The organism is Micromonospora sp. RTBAU3-60, assembly GCF_054963695.1.
Map to the genome: position 1 here is coordinate 83,008 of NZ_JBUEGB010000023.1, position 18,313 is coordinate 101,320.

15 protein-coding genes are annotated in these 18,313 nt (G+C 70.7%); 4 read left to right on the forward strand and 11 right to left on the reverse strand.

Going from position 1 to position 18,313, the window contains the following annotated elements:
- Position 1: 1 nt before the first annotated feature.
- From ACY34I_RS22485 to ACY34I_RS22510, 6 genes are all read right to left on the reverse strand, one after another.
- Complete coding sequence (locus tag ACY34I_RS22485; protein WP_462757049.1) at positions 2 to 541, reverse strand: tripartite tricarboxylate transporter TctB family protein; 540 nt, start codon at positions 539 to 541, stop codon at positions 2 to 4.
- Positions 542 to 1,516: a tripartite tricarboxylate transporter substrate binding protein gene (locus ACY34I_RS22490; RefSeq protein WP_462757050.1), complete on the reverse strand. Its 975-nt coding sequence runs from the start codon at positions 1,514 to 1,516 to the stop codon at positions 542 to 544.
- Positions 1,517 to 1,644: 128 nt separating this feature from the next.
- Positions 1,645 to 2,421 carry a triose-phosphate isomerase gene (locus tag ACY34I_RS22495; protein WP_462757051.1) on the reverse strand — a complete coding sequence of 259 codons (777 nt, stop codon included), beginning with the start codon at positions 2,419 to 2,421 and terminating at the stop codon, positions 1,645 to 1,647.
- 4 nt (positions 2,422 to 2,425) lie between these two features.
- Positions 2,426 to 2,881 carry a ribose-5-phosphate isomerase gene (locus tag ACY34I_RS22500; protein ID WP_387278088.1) on the reverse strand — a complete coding sequence of 152 codons (456 nt, stop codon included), beginning with the start codon at positions 2,879 to 2,881 and terminating at the stop codon, positions 2,426 to 2,428.
- Positions 2,878 to 4,608: a dihydroxyacetone kinase family protein gene (locus ACY34I_RS22505; protein ID WP_462757052.1), complete on the reverse strand. Its 1,731-nt coding sequence runs from the start codon at positions 4,606 to 4,608 to the stop codon at positions 2,878 to 2,880. Before ACY34I_RS22505 ends, ACY34I_RS22500 begins: the two co-directional genes overlap by 4 nt.
- The gene (locus ACY34I_RS22510) at positions 4,605 to 5,546 is read right to left on the reverse strand and encodes a sugar phosphate isomerase/epimerase family protein (RefSeq protein WP_462757053.1); all 942 of its coding nucleotides are present in this window, start codon (positions 5,544 to 5,546) and stop codon (positions 4,605 to 4,607) included. Before ACY34I_RS22510 ends, ACY34I_RS22505 begins: the two co-directional genes overlap by 4 nt.
- Before the next feature lie 137 nt (positions 5,547 to 5,683).
- Between ACY34I_RS22510 and ACY34I_RS22515 the strand changes: the two genes are divergently transcribed.
- The 3 genes from ACY34I_RS22515 (at position 5,684) to ACY34I_RS22525 (ending at position 11,564) form a co-directional block, all read left to right on the forward strand.
- The gene (locus ACY34I_RS22515; protein WP_462757054.1) at positions 5,684 to 6,415 is read left to right on the forward strand and encodes a GntR family transcriptional regulator; all 732 of its coding nucleotides are present in this window, start codon (positions 5,684 to 5,686) and stop codon (positions 6,413 to 6,415) included.
- A 113-nt stretch (positions 6,416 to 6,528) separates the two neighbouring features.
- Positions 6,529 to 7,536 (forward strand): 4-hydroxythreonine-4-phosphate dehydrogenase PdxA, encoded by a 1,008-nt coding sequence (locus ACY34I_RS22520; RefSeq protein WP_462757055.1) that lies wholly within the window; start codon positions 6,529 to 6,531, stop codon positions 7,534 to 7,536.
- 278 nt (positions 7,537 to 7,814) lie between these two features.
- Positions 7,815 to 11,564 carry a S8 family serine peptidase gene (locus ACY34I_RS22525; protein ID WP_462757056.1) on the forward strand — a complete coding sequence of 1,250 codons (3,750 nt, stop codon included), beginning with the start codon at positions 7,815 to 7,817 and terminating at the stop codon, positions 11,562 to 11,564.
- 70 nt (positions 11,565 to 11,634) lie between these two features.
- Here ACY34I_RS22525 and ACY34I_RS22530 read toward each other — a convergent pair whose 3' ends face one another.
- Both ACY34I_RS22530 and ACY34I_RS22535 read right to left on the reverse strand, forming a co-directional pair.
- Positions 11,635 to 12,585 (reverse strand): helix-turn-helix domain-containing protein, encoded by a 951-nt coding sequence (locus ACY34I_RS22530; RefSeq protein ID WP_462757057.1) that lies wholly within the window; start codon positions 12,583 to 12,585, stop codon positions 11,635 to 11,637.
- A 249-nt stretch (positions 12,586 to 12,834) separates the two neighbouring features.
- On the reverse strand, positions 12,835 to 13,380 hold the full coding sequence (locus ACY34I_RS22535; RefSeq protein WP_462757058.1) for a CGNR zinc finger domain-containing protein: 546 nt from the start codon (positions 13,378 to 13,380) through the stop codon (positions 12,835 to 12,837).
- 47 nt (positions 13,381 to 13,427) lie between these two features.
- On the opposite strand from ACY34I_RS22535, the gene ACY34I_RS22540 reads away from it, so the two are divergent.
- Entirely contained in the window at positions 13,428 to 14,231 is an 804-nt protein-coding gene (locus ACY34I_RS22540; protein ID WP_462757059.1) for an AEC family transporter, read from the forward strand.
- Positions 14,232 to 14,570: 339 nt separating this feature from the next.
- Here ACY34I_RS22540 and ACY34I_RS22545 read toward each other — a convergent pair whose 3' ends face one another.
- From ACY34I_RS22545 to ACY34I_RS22555, 3 genes are all read right to left on the reverse strand, one after another.
- On the reverse strand, positions 14,571 to 15,092 hold the full coding sequence (locus ACY34I_RS22545; protein WP_462757060.1) for a hypothetical protein: 522 nt from the start codon (positions 15,090 to 15,092) through the stop codon (positions 14,571 to 14,573).
- 70 nt (positions 15,093 to 15,162) lie between these two features.
- Positions 15,163 to 15,708, reverse strand: a complete 546-nt coding sequence (locus ACY34I_RS22550; protein ID WP_462757061.1) for a CbrC family protein — start codon at positions 15,706 to 15,708, stop codon at positions 15,163 to 15,165.
- A 151-nt stretch (positions 15,709 to 15,859) separates the two neighbouring features.
- Complete coding sequence (locus ACY34I_RS22555) at positions 15,860 to 17,770, reverse strand: hypothetical protein (RefSeq protein ID WP_462757062.1); 1,911 nt, start codon at positions 17,768 to 17,770, stop codon at positions 15,860 to 15,862.
- Positions 17,771 to 18,313 lie beyond the last annotated feature (543 nt).

Genomic DNA, 18,313 nt, shown 5'->3' on the forward strand with positions numbered 1-18,313 from the left:
ATCAGCCTTCCGTACCGAGTCCGAGCAGCCCGCCGGGCAGGGGCACCCTGAGGAACAGGCCGAAGACGCCGTAGATCACTGCGGCGGCCAACGCGGCGATGAGCGCGGATCTGACCAGCGACTGCCGTTCGATCCAGGTGGAGATCACGAACACCAGCCCGGCGAACGCCACCAGGAAGCCGACGACCTGCACCAGGAGGATCCCGCCGAAGGTCAGCGCGAACACCGCCCAGAGGTTGCGGACCCGCTCCCGCCGGCTGCGCCCGGTGATGTCAATGTCGTCGTCGGCGTCCGGCGCCTCCGCAGGCTCCGCCGCGTCGGTCACCCCGGTGGGCTCGATGCCGGACCGGACCGCGATCCAGCCGCACAGCAGCGCGGTCAGCCCGCCGGCGACGACCGGGAGGAATCCGGGACCAACCCGCCCGCCGTCGACGAACATGCCGTAGAGGAAGCCTCCCGCCGCGGCGGCGAGGCCGAGCAGGGCGAGGACGGCGTACGCCGTTGCCTCGCCGCTGCCGCGAAGCCGAGTCAGCGCGCTCACCTACTTACCCAGCGCCTTCTTGAGCAGGTCGTTGTTGTCCTTCAGGTACTGGTTGAAGTCGTCGCCGAACAGGGCGTTCGGCTGCAGGTAGTTGCTGGCGATGTACTGCTTGGCCTTGTCGGACTCGACGAACTTCCGGCTCGCGTCGATCCAGAAGCGCTTGGCCTCCGGGCTGATCCCACCGGGTGCGATCATGCCCCGGAACTGGGCGTACGCGACGTCGACCCCCTGCTCCTTGGCGGTGGGGATGTCCTTGAGCTCGGGGTAGTCGTACCGCTTCTCGGAGAAGGAACAGAGCGCCTTGAGCTTCCCGGCCTTGAGCTGCTCGACGACCTCGCCGGGGTTGAGTGACGCGACCTGGATCTGGTTGCCCAGCAGCGCCGCGAGCAGTTCGTCGCCGGATTCGAAGGGAACGCGGTCGAACTTGGCGCCGGTGGCCTGCTCGGTCAGCGTGAAGACCACGTTGTCGAGGCTGGTCGCGCCGGAGACACCGGCGAGCACCCGACCGGTCTTGCTGGCGTTCACCACGTCGGCGCAGGTCTGCCACGGGGAGTTGGTGGGGACGACGGCCAGGGTGAAGTCGTCGCCAATCTTCATGATGGGGGTGAAGGAGGTGTAGTCGAAGCTCACCTTGGTGTTCACCGGCAGGGCCAGCAGGGCGGTCTCGCTGGGCAGCAGGTAGTTGGGGTTGCCCTGCTTGCTCAGGAAATAGGAGTAGCCGACCGCGCCCGAGCCGCCGTCCCGGTTCTCCGTGTTGACGTGTAGGCCGGGAACCACCGCCTCCAGGCCTGCGGCGATCGACCGGCCGGACACGTCGCTGCCGCCGCCCGCGCCGAACGGGACGACCATGGTGACGTTGCCCTTGGGCTTGAACGATCCGCCGTCCGATTGCTGGCCGCTGGCCCTGCTGCAGCCGCTGGCCGAGAGGACCGAGACGGCCGCGACTGCGGCCAGCAGCGAGGTACTGCTCTTCATGATGAACCTACTGCTCTTCATGATGAACCCTTCGTGTGGTGGTGGGTGGAGCTGCGTGTGCGCTGTGCGATGAAGGGGTGTGGGCCCACCGCCCCCGGCCACGGGATCCCACGCCGGCACCCGCGGGGCTAGCGCCGCGCGGTTTCCGGGTCAGCCTGTCGTGCCACGTCCGTGGCGATCCGCAGCAGTCGGAGATAGCCGTCCACCGGCCAGGCGCTGCGCCCGATGAACAGCCCGCGTACGCCGGGTGCCTGCAGCAGTTGCCCGGCGTTCGCGGCGTTGACCGAGCCGCCGTACAGCACGGCGGAGACTCTGTCGCCGTACTCGGCGGCGAGTGCCTCGGTGACCTCGGCTACCTCGGCGACCGTGGGCTCTCGGCCCTGCTCGCCGATCGCCCAGACCGGCTCGTACGCCAGCAGCACCGCCGACGGGTCGGTCACCTGGTTCAGGGCGGCAGCGACCTGCCCGAGCACGTGCTCGACGGCCCCGCCCGCAGCCCGCACGTACGCCGGCTCGCCCACGCAGACCAGCGCGGTCAAGCCGTGCCGAAGCGTCGCGTGGACCTTGCGGTTGACGATGTCGTCGGTCTCGCCGAAGTGCTGGCGCCGCTCCGAGTGTCCGATTTCGACGAGCGTCGCGCCGGCGTCTGCGACCTGTGGCACCGAGACCTCCCCGGTCCAGGCGCCGCTGTCCGCCCAGTGCGCGTTCTGTGCGCCGACGATGATCGGCGAGGCTGCCGGCAGCGCGTCGCGGACCACGGAGATCGCCGTGGCCGGCGGGATGACGAAGGGCTGGATGCCGGGCCAGCCACCCGGCGGCGTCGCCTCCTGCAGGTCGCTGGCGTATCGGGCCGCCTCGGCCCGGGTCTTGTTCATCTTCCAGCTGGTGCCGATCCACCGGATCATGCCGTCAGTCCCCCTCGTACGAGCAGATCGCGGCGACTTTGGCCGCGGAGGCGGAGGTGGGATCGAAGGAGTAGGTCAGCCACTCCCTGGCCAGCCGGCGGGCCAGTTCCAGCCCGATGACGCGCTGCCCGAAGGTGAGCACCTGGGCGTTGTTGGACAGGATCGCGCGTTCGACCGAGAACGAGTCGTGGGCGGTGACCGCCCGGATGCCGGGCACCTTGTTCGCGGCGATGGCGACGCCCAACCCCGTCCCGCACACCAGCAGGGCACGGTCAGCTGAGCCCTCGACGATCAGTCGGGCGGCGGCGACGGCGATGTGCGGGTAGTCGGTGTCCTCGCCGGAGGCGACGCCGACGTCGATGACCTCCCGCACCGCGGGGTTGGCGGCCAGGTCGGCCTTGAGCGTCTCCTTGTAGCTGAAACCGGCGCTGTCCGCGCCGACGACAATTCGTAGCGTCATGCTTGCTCCGCGGGCTGATCGGTGGCGACGTGGTCGGTGAGGGCGGTGACGATCAGGGCGAACGAAACAGCCCCGGCGTCGGGGGTGCCGATGCTGCGGTCGCCGTGGGTGCGGGCCCGGCCCAGCCGGGCGGGTATCCGGGCGGTCGCCTCGCCGGCAGCGGTCGCCGCGGCGGCGGCGACCGACCAGGCGGCGGCCAGCGGCGTTCCCGCCGCCGTCTCGGCGGTGAGGACCTGTTGGAATGGCACGGCGGCATCGACCATCGTCTTGTCGCCCGGTTGCGCACCGCCGAGCCGGACGATCGTCTCGACGGCCGCCGTGACCGCGCGGACGACGTCGTCGGGTGCCGGCAGGTGATCGTCGTCCAGGGCGGCGCCGGCGGCGGTGAGGGCAGCGCCCCAGAGCGCACCCGACGTGCCGCCGGCGTGCTCGGCCCAGGCGTCGGCGGCGGCGAGCAGCAGCCCCCGAACCCCGGCCTGCTCGGTTACCGCCGCGGCGGCGGCCTCGGCGGCGGCCATGCTGCCCCGGGCCATGCCGATGCCGTGGTCTCCGTCGCCGGCCATCGCGTCGATCTCGCCGAGCCGGGCTTCGTGAGCGAGCACGACGTCTCGGACAGCGGCCAGGGCCTGCGCGACGCGAGCGGCGCCACGCTGCGCTGCGGGCGATCCTGGTCGCGGCCGCGGCCGGGTCGGCGCAGCCGGCAGCACAGCGCGGGGCGGGTGTTGCGGCGCCGGACGGCGCTGGAAGGCGGGCGTGTCGGCAGGAGCGATCCAGTACGCCTCCAGATCGTCGTCGAGGAAGGTGAGACTCAGCGACAGCCCGGCCATGTTCAGGCTGGTGACCTGCTCGCCGACCACCGGCCGGACGAGGGTCAGGCCGGCCCGCTCCAGCCGGTGGGCCACCCGGCGGTAGATGACGAACAGCTCTTCGTACTTGATCGACCCGAGCCCGTTGACCAGCATCGCCACCCGGCTGCCCGACCCGCCGGCGCCGGCCTCGTCGAGGATCTCGTCGACCAGCATGTCCGCCACCTCATCGGCGCTGGGCAGCGGCTTCGCGCCGATCCCCGGTTCCCCGTGGATGCCGAGCCCGATGGCCATCTGCCCGCCGTCGACGGTGAACAGGGGGTGGTCGGCGCCGGGCAGGATGCAGCCGTCGAAGGCGATGCCGAAGGACCGGGTGGCGGTGTTGGCGTGCTGGCCGATCGCCTCGACGGCGGCGAGGTCGAGGCCCGCTTCAGCCGCCGCGCAGACAATCTTGAAGACGATGAGGTCACCGGCGACACCGCGGCGGCGGTGCCGCTGTTCGGGCGGGGCCGAGGCGATGTCGTCGACCACCGCGATGGCGCGGACGTCGATGCCGTCGGCGCGCAGCCGCTCGGCGGCCTGGCCGAAGTGCAGGACGTCCCCGGCGTAGTTGCCGAACCCGAGGATGACCCCGCCGCCGGCGTCGGCGGCGCGGGCGACCGAGTAGACCTGGTTCGCGGCGGGCGAGGCGAAGGTGTTGCCGCACGCGGCGCCGTGCGCGAACCCGGGGCCGACCCAGCCGGCGAAGGCTGGGTAGTGGCCGGAGCCGCCACCTAGCACGACCGCGACCTGACCGGGCGGCGTGGCCGCGGCGCGCACGACGCCGCCGTGGACCGGGAGGACGTACTCCTGATGGGCGGCAACGAATCCTTCAAGCGCTTCCCTGGCGAACTCTGCGGCGGCGTTGACCAGGCGCGTCATCGTACGGCCCCCAGCTTCGTCCGGAGAAGACCGCGCAGGTAGTCGCGGTTGCGGGCGGACACGCCCAAGCCGTCACCGCCGTAGTGCTCGACACATATCGGGCCCTGGAAGCCGGCGTCGAGGGCGATCTCGATAGCCCGCCGGTAGCTGATCAGCCCCGACTCGGCCGGGGCCGGGACGGTGAAGTACGCCCCGGTGGCCGGGTCGTGGTCGCGGTAGTAGTTCTTGATGTGCCAGTAGTTGGCATACGGGAGCGTCTTCAGGTGCAACTGCTCCCAGTCCGCTACGGGCCGGTGCAGCCGGATGAGGTTGCCGATGTCCGGGTTCAGCCCGACGTTCGGCAGGTTGATCGCCTCCACCAGCGCGACGGCGCCGTCCGCCGTGCCAAGCAGGGTGTCCTCGTACATCTCCAGGGAGAGCGCGACACCGAAGGCGGCGGCGTGCTGGCCGACCTGCGTGAACCGGTCGACCGCGAGCGCGAAGCTCGCCGTGTCCTGCTGGGTGTCGGGCGGGCCGGGCTCGGTCCAGAACCACTGGGCCGCCTGCTGCCGGGCGGTCAGCGGACGGTGCAGACCCAGGCAGACCACGCTGGTGCCGATGGCTGCGGCGGCCTCGACCGTGCGCAACGCGTACCGGAGGTTGGCCTCGCCGTCGCGGGCGTCGAGGATGCTGCGCCGGACGACGGAGATGGCGGTGACCCCGAGGTTGCACTCCTTGAGCGTGCGTGCCAGCTCTGCCCGCTGGCGGTCATCGAGGTCCCCCGGGCGCAGCCAGCTGTCGGTGATGTCGACGTGGTCGAACCCGCAGGCGCTCACCTCGGTGAAGACCCGGGCCCATTCGGTGGGGCCGGCGTCCTGGACGCTCGTCCCCGTCCGGGTCTGCCCGGGGAACTGGATCAGGGCAGCACCGATGGGCCACTGCTCCGCGGTCCAAACCATTCCTGTCTCCGATCGAAGTCGCCGGGTGATTGCCATCCCGTTGCCACGGCATTGCCGCGCCGTTGCCCCTAGATCCTGTAGGATCCATGACCATGCGCCCCGTGTCTAGAGGCAGGACCGGTAGGATCTCAGCCACCATGACAAGCCCGACGACCCCGAATCCCGCCCGGCTGGAGCCCGACCTGGGCCTGACGGTCGAGCGACGCGCCCTGCGCGATGGCGTCTACGACGCGATTCTGGAGCTGCTGCTGGAGGGCCGGGTCAAGCCGGGCGCGTCGTTGAGCATTGACGGCCTCGCCCGGCAGCTCGGCGTCTCGCCCACGCCGGTCCGCGAGGCGATGGTGCAGCTCGAGCACACCGGCCTGGTCACCCGAGCCGCGTTGAAGGGCTACCGGGTGGCGCCGCCCTTGTCGGCCGACCGCATGTCCGAGCTGGTCGACGCCCGCACCATCCTGGAGGTCGCCGCCGTCCGCAGCGCCGTTCCGATGGGCGACGCCGCCCTGCTCGAACTGAAGGCCGCACACTCCGACCACGTGATGGCGGCCGAGTACGTCAAGCGCCTACGAGCCACCAGCGACGAGACGAGCTGGCCTGCCATCCGCCGGTACTACACCGCCGACTGGGCGTTCCACCGGGTGATCCTGCATCACTGCGGCAACCAGTACTTGTTGCAGCTGGCCGAGTTCCTCTCCCCCCAGGTGCACCGGATGCGCCAGTCGCTCGGCCACGGGCTCACCGACGTCGACCAGGCGGTGGCCGAGCACGGAGTGATCCTCGAGGCGATCGCCACCGGCGACGACCAGCGGGCCGAGGACGCCATGCGGGCCCACCTGCTCGGGGTACGGGCCCGCTCGTTGGCGGAAAGCTGACCCCTCACCGAACCCGAGCTTGACCCGCCGCACCCAAGGGTCGATCCTATAGGAAACATGGATGCCGCAGATATGCAGCCGCGGCGAGACCGGGATGCCAGGAGAGGAACCACATGTCGCAGACCACCGCCGAGGAGATCAGGCCCCGGATCGCCCTGACGCTGGGCGACCCGGCCGGGATCGGACCGGAGCTTGCCGTCCGACTGCTGGCCACGCCCGGCAACCTCGACCGGGCCGAGGTGTACGTGCTCAGCGACGCCGCCGAGTTCAAGGCAGTCGCCGACGAGTTCGGCGCGGACGTCCCGGTGGCCGACGTGGCCGGCCCGGGTCACGCCGTGCTCGTCGGCAGCGACCTGTCCAGCCGCCCGGTGGCCCGACAGACGGTCAGCCGAGAGGCCGGCGAACGGGTGATGAGCGATCTGCGCAAGGCGCTGAGCCTCTACCAGGCGGGCACGGTGGACGCGATCATGTTCACCCCGTTGAACAAGGCCTCCCTGCACCTTGCCGGAATGCACGAGGAGGACGAGCTTCGCTGGTTCGCCAAGAACCTCGACTACACCGGTACCACCTCAGAGCTGAACTTCGTACCCGGGCTGGTCACCTCCCGGGTGACGTCGCACATCCCGCTGAAGGACGTGGCGGCGCGCATCAACGCCGGCTCCGTGCTCGCGGCCATCCGCCTGCTCGACGACGTGATCAAGGGATCGGGGATCCAGGCACCCCGCCTCGCCGTCTGCGCGCTCAACCCGCACGCCGGGGAGAACGGCCAGTTCGGCCGCGAGGAGATCGACCACATCCGGCCCGGGATCGAGGCCGCCCGGGCGGAGGGAATCGACGCCACCGGGCCGTACCCCTGCGACACGGTCTTCATCAAGGCTCGGGACGGCCACTTCGACGGCGTGGTGACCATGTACCACGACCAGGGGCAGATCGCGATGAAGCTGATGGGCTTCGACCGAGGCGTCACCGTCCAGGGCGGCCTGCCGGTACCGATCGCGACCCCGTCACACGGCACCGCCTTCGAGATCGTCGGCAAGAGCATCGCCCACCTCGGCCCCACCCAGCACGCGTACGACCTCGCCGTCGCCCTCGGCCGACGGGTACGCCAGCACCGGGGATAGTTCCCCCTGCTCGTGAGGCCGGCGCCGGCCGCGACCGATGACCGACCCAGCTCAACGAGGTCGGCTCGTCCGGTTGGCACGGCCGATGTTCGCTGCCCGCGGGCAGACCCGCCGAATTCCCCCGCCCTCGCCCCTCGATCTCAATCGAGGCATCGATGGCGACGACCTGACATGTCTGGTGTCCGCCAGGTGCAGCCCATAGCGCGCCGCCCCCGGTCTTAACGAAGCTTTGCCCCACCGGTACGGACCCCTGGTACCGGCAGAAGGAGGCCAGACCAATGCCAATAAAGAGACCGACGTTGCTCGGCGTCACGCTCGCCGCCACGCTCGTCGTGGCCGGCGGCACCAGCGCGTACGGCCAGCCGCCGGCGCCCGTGGCCGGGGTCACCGGCGTACCGGCGTCGGCAGCACCCGCCAAGCAGGTCACCCTCGTCACCGGTGACGTGGTCACGGTGACCAATGTGGACGGCAAGCCGGCGGTCACGGTGAACCCGCACAGCCCGGACAGCCTCTTCCGCAGCTACTCGGTCGGCAGCGACGTGTACGTGGTGCCGTTGGCGGTTCAGCCGTTCCTCGCGTCCGGCCAGGTGGACCAACGGTTGTTCAACGTCACCGGGCTGATCGCGCAGGGCTACGACGACGCGAACAGCGCGACGATCCCCCTGATCGTGCGCTACCCCAAGCAGGCGGCCGCCAAGGCCGCGGCGCCCGCCACCCCGGCCGGCAGCCGCGTGACGCGGAGCCTGCCGAGCGTGCGGGGCGCCGCCGTCGCCGCCGACAAGAAGCAGGCCGCCACGTTCTGGGAGGCCGTCGACGACGACACGGCCAAGGGCCGCGGCCCCAAGGCGAAGCTCTCCGGTGGCATCGAGCGCATCTGGCTGGACGGCAAGGTGCACGCCCTGCTCGACGCGAGCGTGCCGCAGATCGGCGCGCCCGACGCCTGGGCTGCCGGGTACGACGGCACGGGCGTGAAGGTCGCCGTGCTGGACACCGGAGTGGATCCGAACCACCCCGACCTGGTCGGGCAGATCGCCGACACCCGGAGCTTCGTGCCCGGCGAGACCGTTCAGGACGGGCACGGGCACGGCACCCACGTCGCCGCCACGATCGCCGGCACGGGCGCGGCGTCCGGTGGCAAGTACCGCGGCGTCGCGCCTGGCGCCAAGCTCCTGGTGGGCAAGGTGCTGTCCGACGAAGGCAGCGGCGGCGAGTCGGAGATCATCGCCGGGATGGACTGGGCGGCCCACTCGGGCGCGAAGGTCGTGTCGATGAGCCTGGGCGGCACGGTCCAGGACGCGTCCGACCCGATGGCCGAGGCGGTGAACCAGCTGACGGCCGAGACCGGCGCCCTGTTCACCATCGCCGCCGGCAACTCGGGGCCGGACGCGACGACCGTCGGCTCGCCCGGCATCGCCGCGGCGGCCCTGACCGTCGGCGCGGTGGACGACACCGACGCGATCACCTACTTCTCCAGCCGTGGCCCGTTGACCGACGGACGCCTCAAGCCGGAGATCACCGCGCCGGGCTGGCAGATCGTCGCGGCCCGGGCGGCCGGCACCACCATGGGCACGCCGGTGGACGACCACTACACCTCCGCCAGCGGCACCTCCATGGCCACACCGCACGTGGCCGGCGCCGCCGCCATCCTGGCCCAGCGGCACCCCGACTGGACGCCGCAGCGGCTGAAGAACCACCTGGTCAGCACGGCGAAGACCACGCCGGACACGTCGGTGTACGCCCAGGGAGCCGGCCGGACCGACGTGAGCCGCGCGGTGCGGCAGCCGGTGTCCGGGCCGGGCGTGGTCGACTTCGGCAACCAGGAGTGGGACTCGACCGGCCAGGTCGTCAAGCCGATCACCTACGTCAACGACGGCGACCAGGCGGTCACCCTCGCACTGACGGTGAAGAGCGCCGGCGGCGCCCTGCCGGCCGGGACACTGGCGCTCGGCGCCGACACGGTGACCGTGCCCGCCCATGGCACCGCCGCCGTGAACGTGACGCTCGACCCCAGCACGGTGGCGTCCGGAGCGTACGGCGCCCACGTCACCGCCGCCGCCGACGGCGGGACGGTCGTGGCCACGGCGGTCGCGTTCGTCAAGGACGTCGAGCGCTTCAACCTCAGCGTCAAGTTGATGGACATCGACGGCAAGGCACCAGCCTCGACCTACAGCGTCGTGTGGGTATTCGACCTGGACACGCCCCGGCCCGCCGACATGTACTTCATCCTCGGCGCCGAGGGCACCGTGGACCTGCGGCTGCCCCGCGGTCAGTACGCCTTCGCCTCGGGGACGTACCGCTTCACCCCTGACTACAACCAGGTGCGGGATTACGTCTACGGCGCCGAATCGGGGGTTCACCTCGATTCCGACCGGACCATCACCTTTGACGGACGCAAGGCCGACCTGGTCACCGTCGAGACGCCCAAGCCGAGCCAGCCCAAGCGGACCCTCATGGGGCTGACGCTGCTGAAGGACGACCGGTCCCTCGGCTACGGGCTTCAGGACGGTGCTTACGGCTACACGAGGATGCACGCCATCCCGTCACAGCTCAAGAAGGAGAACCTGGCGCACCGGCTGAGCTGGTCGCTGAGCGCGCCGGAACTGGCGGCGCAGATCGTCAGTCCCGGAGCCTTCCCGATCACGCCGGAGTACGTCGACGGATGGATCGGCTCGGCGCGTCTCGACGGCACGCACCTGCTGCACGTCGTGAACGCCGGCATCGGACGGCCGCAGGACTACGCGGGCAAGGCGGCCAAGGGCAAGCTGGCCTTGGTCCGGCGCAGCGACGACCTGACGTCCGGGGCGCAGATCGCCAACGCGGCGGCAGCCGGCGCCAGCGCGATCATCATCTACAACGACGCGCCCGAGGACTGGGGCATCAGCAGCTACGCGAGGACGCCAACCGCGATCCCGGCCATGACCCTCGCCGGTGAGCAGGGTGCGCGGCTGGCCGACCAGGCTGCCCACGGCGACGTCATGATCCAGCTCAAGGGAACGGCGGTCAGCCCGTACACCTATGAGGTGCTCAAGCACCAGGAGGGCATCCTGCCCGACCAGAGCTACCAGGTCAGCGCCAAGGAACTGGCCACCGTGGACGCCGCCTTCCACGCCTCGACGCCCAACACTGAAGGCGGGTACGGCCGATTCATCATCGGGCCGCAGCAGACCTTCCTGGTCATGACCTTTGCCCGGATGACCCTGCCCCGGTCCGTCACCGAGTACGTCACCGCCGGCGCGCCGACGCTTGAGCTCATGTCGCCGACCCCGGTATGGGAGGCGCTGCCCGCCTACCAGCAGACGGACCTGACCGTGCTGCAGCCGGGCCAGCGGGTGACCCGGACCTGGAACAAGGCGGTGGTCCGGTCCGCGATAACGGCCAACCATCCCGGCGGTGCCGTCCGGAACCGTGATGCCGGAGTGGTCCTCCCGGTCGGGCTCCTCGACGAGGCGACCGGCCAACTGTTCGGGTACCGCCACAACGCCGACAAGGAACTGACCACTGTGTACCGCGACGGTCAGTCGCTGGGGTCGGCGCCCTCCGCGCAGGTGGCCTTCCCGATGACGCCCGGGCGGGCTCAGTACCGGCTGGTGACGGAGGTGCAGCGGAACCAGCCGGCGTGGACGACCTCCACCAAGGTCAACACCGCCTGGACGTTCCACTCCGCGTACGACGGCGACGGCGAGCAGACGACTGGGCTGCCGGTGATCTCGATCGACTACGGCCTGGACGTCGACCTGAACAACAGTCTGCAGGCCCAGTCGGCGGTCGACATCCACCTCGGCTTCCGCTACCCGCAGGGCCTGGACGGGCTGCGGATCGCCGAGACGAAGATGTGGGTCTCCTACGACGACGGCGCCACCTGGCAGCAGGCGGCGGTCACCGCCAACGGCGACACCGGCGCCACGGGCACCATCAAGAACCCGGCGCTGCGCGGCACCAACGGTTTCGTCACCCTGCGGGTGCAGGCCACCGACGCTGACGGCAACACCGTCGAGCAGACCGTGACCCGCGCCTACCAACTGCGGTAACCCCGCCGCACCTTGAGGATCGTCCCCCGTCCGCGTCGCGGACGGGGGACGATCCGCTCCGCACCGACAGTCAGGACGGAATCAATCCCGACCGGGCGGCGTACCAGGCCAGTTGCATCCGGCTGTCGGTCCCGGCCAGCTTCATCAGCCGTTGGATCCGGCGCTGCACGGTACGTTCGCTGGTCCCGAGCCGGCTGGCCACCGTCTTGTCCGGCATGCCGGAAAGCAGGTACGTCAGCAGCGTGACGTCGATGTCGTCCCAGGCCGGCATCCCCTCGGTGACACCCGCGCCGGTGAGCCGCAACGGCGTGGCGGTCTGCCAGACCCGCTCAAAGAGCGCCACCAGCAGGCGCACCAGCGCCTGCCCCCGGACCAGGAGGAACCCGGGGTGGATGCTGGTCTGGTCAGGCAGCATCGGCAACAGCACCGCCGCCCGGTCCACGATGATCATCTTGCTGGGCAGTTCCGCGGCGATCCTGATCTCGTAGCCGTGCTTGAGGAACCTGCTGATCTCGTCCGGGGTCCGCGGGTCGTCGAGGGCGGCACGTTCGTACACGTACCGGTAGCTGGGCACCTCGACGGAGACGTCGAGCTCGCCGTCCAGCACGTACGGCGGCCGGAAGAACGCCAACACCTCCCGTCGGGCACCCCGCTCCATGTTGTCGATCCACGTCGCGAGCTGTTCCGGGGTCGTGAGCGCCTCCACCTCGCCCACCGCAGCGGCCGCCCCCGTCTGGTACACCTCCACCAGCTGGGCCAGCCTGCCCTGGACCTGTTGCAGCGCGGTCTGCCGTTGCACGATCAGGGCGCCGAGCCCGACGTCCGGCGGTACGACCGTATGCAGTTCGCCGTCCTCGCGGGTCACCAGGCCCAGCGCGACCAGCCGCGCCAGCACAGACGCCGCAGCCGGCGCCGGCAGCGCGAGCACCTCCGCCACCTCTGCAACGGTCGCCCGACGTCGCCGTAGCAGCTCGACGTAGACGGCCTCATCCTGCTCGCTGATACCCAGCCCGTGCAGCATTCGTCACCCGTTCCGACCCCTCGTTGCGGCCCTGCCCGGGAACACTATGCCGCACACCAACGGCTGGAGGCAGCGGCGGGAAAGCGCCATCCCCTCTGGTCAGGGCCGACTCGACACAGCGACCGGGCCGCGATGGCCTCCGCGCGACTCAGGATCACCAAGCCGATCAGCGGCGCTGTCCTGCCGCGACCTGCGCCGATCGTCAGATCCAGCCGCCGACCGCCGCCGCGACCGCGCATTGGCAGCGGTTCAACCGTGAGAGGCGGCCACCCTGTCCGCTCGGCGCAGGGTCCGATGGCGATGCACGGCGTCGTGGTTGCCGCACCGGGCCGAGCAGTAGTCGCAACGCCCGTTGCGGCTGGTGTCGACGAACACCGTCAGGCAAGTCGACCGGGCGCAGACGCCCAGGCGCCGCGCTTCCGCCTCAACCGCGAAGATCGCCAAACCGCCGGCCGTGACCGCCCGGACCCGGCCGACGACATCGTCGTCCTCCGGCGTGAAGTGCAGGTGCGGACGCCGCCCGTCATGGGTGGTGAGGAACGCCCCGGCAGTCCCCTCGATCAGCAGCGCGTTGATCGCCGCGCAACGCTTGTCGGTCCCGGACGCCTCGAACACGGCTCGCAGCCGCACACCCCACCCCCGCAGGATCTGTGCCTGCCGGGCCGTGAGCGCCGGTCGGCGGATCTCGTGCGTACGCAGGACCACCTCGATCTCAGCCGCCCCGATCCCACCCACGCCGGGCCGGCCCTCGACCACGAGGTTGGCGAGATCGGCGGCGAGACGGACCCCGGTCATGTTGTCATGGTTGAACTGCACTGACCCATTGCAACACAGTCGTCGACATGCACCTCGTCGTCATGGCCGTCGTCCCGATCGTGCTGCTGCTCGGACTCGGCACCGTGCTGCGCCGACGGCTGGTGACCGACCCGGGATTCTGGCGCGGCATCGAGTGGATGAGCTACCGCGTCTTCACGCCCGCGCTGTTCGTCACCTCGATCGCCGCGACCGACCTGGCCGCGGCCTCGCCGGCGGCATTGCTACCCAGCCTGGCCGTGCCGGTCGTCGTCGTTTCCGTGCTCATCATCGCGCTGCGTCGCCCGCTCCGCGCGAACGGCCCGCAACTGACCTCGCTGGTCCAGGGCAGCATCCGCCTCAACACCTACATCGGGCTCGTGTTCGCGTCGGCCGCCTTCGGCCCGGAAGGGGTCGCCACCTTCGCCCTGGCCGCCGCCGTCATGGTCCCGCTCGTCAACGTCATATCGGTGAGCGTCCTGTCGAAACACGGCGACCGGGACGACCGCGACCGGCCCAGCCTCGGGCGCGAACTCCTCGGCAACCCCCTCATCCAGGGCTGCGCGGCCGGCCTCGCCCTGAACCTGCTCCATTTCACCCTGCCCGCGTTCCTGGCCGCCACCCTCGACATGCTCGCCGCGCCCGCGCTGGTCTGCGGAACGCTCGCGGCAGGTGCGGCAATCACCTTCCGCCTACGGCGGCGTGATGTCGTCGACATCCTCTCGGCATCCGCCCTCAAGCTCGTCGCCCTGCCCCTCGCCGCGGTTGCCATCGCCACCGCCCTGGGCGTCAGTGGCGCGACGCTCACCAGCATCGCGATCATCTGTGCTGTCCCGACCGCACCGTCCGCCTAGGTCCTCGCCAGGCGGATGGGCGGCGACACGCACCTCATCGCGTCCATCACCGGCGCGCAGACGCTGCTCTCGATCGCCACGCTCCCGCTCATCGTCGGCATGACCACGGGATAGCCGCCCCCGCGCCCGGCGACGCGCACCACCTGACCCGCGGCAGCCACCAGGCCGCCTCCGTGAGCTCGCCAATGCGATCAACGTCGCCAACTAAGCCGAGTACTCGCCGCGGTCGCCGGCCGGAGGCGATCGCCTCGGGCGGATCCGGCGGCAGGTCATAGGCGACGATGTCCGCCGACGGAGCAGCCGAGGGCGAAAACCGCCGCCGTTACCCGGCAACTGCTTCTACAGGTCGCAGACTGTGCCCGTGGTGGCGAAGAGCCCGACGGCGTCACGTAGCCGGTCGAGAAAGCCGGCCAGATTCTCCGCCACCACGTCGAAGCGCGGGTCATCGCTGCGGTAGACACCGGCGGCGATCTCGCCGACAGGAAGCCGGTACACCGGCGAGCCGGTCACCGCCTCCACCGCGAACAGCGTGCCGCCGCCATCACTGGCGAACACCACCACATCAGCAGTGAAGCGGCCCCGGACAGACGTCACATCCCGGCGCGCGACCAGGCCGGGTTCGTGAAGGAAGTAGCCGTTGCCGATGTCCGGCAGGTTCACGTCGCGCACCTGCCCGTACCACACGAGAAGATCATCGGGCGGGTGCATACCCACCAGCGAGGCGAACTCCTCCTCCCTCGCCGGGCCGCCGACCGTATGCCGGTCCGCCGGGTAACCAAAGCGGACTTCAAATCCCGGCAGCAGCCGGTCCAGGCAAGCGTTGACGTCCTCGCGCCAGCGCCGGACGTACGCCGCGTCCATCTGGCTACCAACTCCGCCAATCAATCCGCCGATGCCCTGGCGTGTGCGCACCTGTCCCTGCAGCCGCCGGTCATCCGATATCCCAGGAAGCCAAATGGACGCCGCAGTGCAGGCACCGAAACAGGTACGCCGTCGGCTCACCGGTCGGATCCATCCGCCGCAGCATCTGCTCGGCCTGATCCGTCGACCACCCGAGCCGGTGCAGATCGTCCCGGATCATCTCCAGCGCATCAGGGTGGGCGCGCAACTCCTCGTATCCGGCAGCGCCGAGAAACGCGGCACCGTCGCCGCAGTGATACAGCCAGCTCGGCTGCTGCCAGGAGACGAACCCCGGTGTACGTTGCGTGATCTCCTCGACGACGGCGGACGGAACATCCTGGGGCACGTCGATCGCATCAGTGAACATGCAGGGCCATTCAACGGCACCCGTCAACCCCCTCGCCGCCTCACCCGAGGCAATGCAGTGCAGGCACAGCACATCGATCTGGCGGCCGTAGATCGGCCCGGCATACCGCCAACCGCGCACAACCCCGCACAGATCACACGCCTCGACGGTCGGGACGGCCGACCCGGTCGCGACCGGATCGGGATGGTAGCGGAAGCGCGTCTTTGTCACTCGATCACCTCTGTCAGACCTGGGTCATGAGGTACCGGCTGGGAGAGTAATCGATCTTCCAGCCCGCATAGACGTCAAGGACGCCGTCGGCGGCGCCATCCCGCTCGGCTGGCAGCCAGCCCACCTGGTCCGAATGGAGTCCCTGTGTTGGTCAGTCGTCTCGCAGGGTGGCGATCGTTGCGCGGATGCGCTCGGTCAGCAGTTCGTCGGCCCAGACGATGTCGTCGGCGGAGCTGGCGACGGGAAGGCGGTCGTCGCCGTCGGCGAGTCTCTCAAGACCGGGGATCGTCTCGATGGCGCGTAGTTCCAGGATCGTTGCCAGGCCGTACCGGCCGGCGTAGTCGGTGACGCCGTTGACGAGCGGTACGGTCAGGTTCGCGGTGGGCACGCCGAGTCGGGCGAGGGCACGTGACGCCGCTACCCGGCTCCATCGGTCGCCGAGCCGATCGTGTAGGGGCTCGTGGAACTCGCTTAGCGCGTCGCGGTGGGCTGGGGCCAGGTCCGCGACGAGGTCTGCGGCGGATCGGGCCGGGGTCTGCCCTGCAGCGAGGACCGCCCGCACGGTTGCCAGGATGGGCCGCACGCCGTCGAGGGCGGCGACCACGCGGGCGGCGAGGATCTGGACCTCCCGCTGCGGGTACGTCCGGGCTGCTGCGCCGGTGAGCTGGGCTAGGGCGGCGGGCAGCAGCGGGCGCAACGCCTCACCTAACTCGTTGACGAACGTGCGCGGGCCGGGGGACGGCTGCCGCCCTCCGGTCAAGAAGACGTCGATGAGGTCCAGTAGCGGCTGCACGTCGCCGGTGATGCGCCGGACGGCCAGGGCGGCTGCCGCGTCGCAGCCCTGGGCCGCGCGTGTGCGCAGGTGCGGCACGGCGTCCGGATCGTCGTGCCCGATCTCCAGCAGCGCCCACGCCACCTGCGGCCCCGCGTAGGGCAGCGCGGCGATCAGCTCTGGAACGGCCTCCCCCGCGCGCCAGCGGCCGAGCACCCCGGCCAACACATCGGCTCGGGCCGGCTCAGCGGCCAGGCGTCGACGGACCGCGGCCAGCACTGCGGGCGTGAAGCGGGTGCGGTCGAGCAACCGCGGCGCTGGGTGCCCGGCGGCCGCCGCGGCGCACACCGGTTCGATCCAGCGGGGATCACCGAGCCGGGTGAGAGCGGCGACCGCCTGATACTCGGAGGTGAATCCGGGCTCGCTGGCCGCCTGTGCGTATCCGGTGGCGAGACCGGCCAGCAGATCGGCATACCGTCCGGCTGCCGCGCCGGCCCGGGTGAGCGTGTTGAGGGCAGCATGCCGTACACCCGGGTCTGGGTCGTGTAACGCGGCCACGACCAACGGAACAACTTGCGCCGGCGCGGAGCGCCTGGCGTCGCACCTTTGCGACGCAGCCCATAGGCCGATCTTGCGAGTCTCCGGCTGACTAGCCTGCAGCAGATGGCGGAGCAGGTCGAACGCGACCGTCGCGGACGGCGCCACCATCAGCTCGTCGGACCAGTCTCCGCCGGGCGCCCAGCAGTACGTGACGGTAGCGCCGTCATCGATCGCCGAGACCACCGCAGCGATGCTGTCCTTCGGCCAGGGCATCCCGGCGCGCAGGAGCGCAACTGCGGCAGCCACCCGTACCCGCGGCGCGGCGTGTAGGACCCGTTCGGCCAGCACCGGCCCGGCGGTGGCAGGGTCGATCAGGCCCAGCGCCAGCACGAGCGACGCCTGCACCAGCTCGCTGGTCTCCGTCCGCCAGCGCCGCCACAGGGGCTCGGCAGCCGTGCCCGCCTGAGCTGCCGCGTAGGCCGCGGCTTCCCGTACCTCCTGGTCGCCGTCTGCGAGCAGCGTCAGCAGCATCGGCAGCTGCGTGGCGACCGCGGCACGCACATCTGGGAAGTCCTCGCCGTACGCGTGCCGTCGGTCGGCCAGTTGCCCGAGCATCCAGACGAGCTCGGCCCGCCCGTGCGGCGCGGTCTGCGCCAACTCGGCCAGGAACGGCACGGCCGCGACCGTGGCGGGGTAGACGGTGCCCTGGTGGAAGATGCTGCCGTACAGCTCGGAAAGCGCCTCTTTCACGGCCTCCTCGTTCGGCGAGCCCACCTGCCGCAGCAGGTCCGCGGTATCCAGAGCCTGACCGTATGCATGGCTCAGCTCATCCCAGCCGACATCGCCCAATCCCCGCAGCACGGCGGCAGCATATGCAACCAACTGCGTGGCCAGGGCTCCGGCTTCCCCGAGCGGCATCGATCATCCGACCGTCGTTCGGACCCCACGACCGGCGGGTCATCGAACTCAACTCCCGAGCCGCAGTGCCCGCGCCGCCCACCACGACGCCGAGGCCCTGCGGCGGCAGCATCGCCCGCACGCTCGATGGCACCGGCGTGCCGTGCCCGTCCGGCGCCGACCCGGGGCGTAACCTTCACCGCAGCACCCACCAATAGAGGCTGGCCACCGTCGCGGCGATCCTGTGCAACCCCCGCTACACCGGCCGCCAGGTCGGGAACCGCCAGCGCACCGACCACGATGTCCAGCGCTGAACGCTTCCGTCGGACGGGATCCGCGGCCGGCCAATGAGTTTGGGATGCTGCGCGGGTCTACCTACCGACACCACCTGAACCG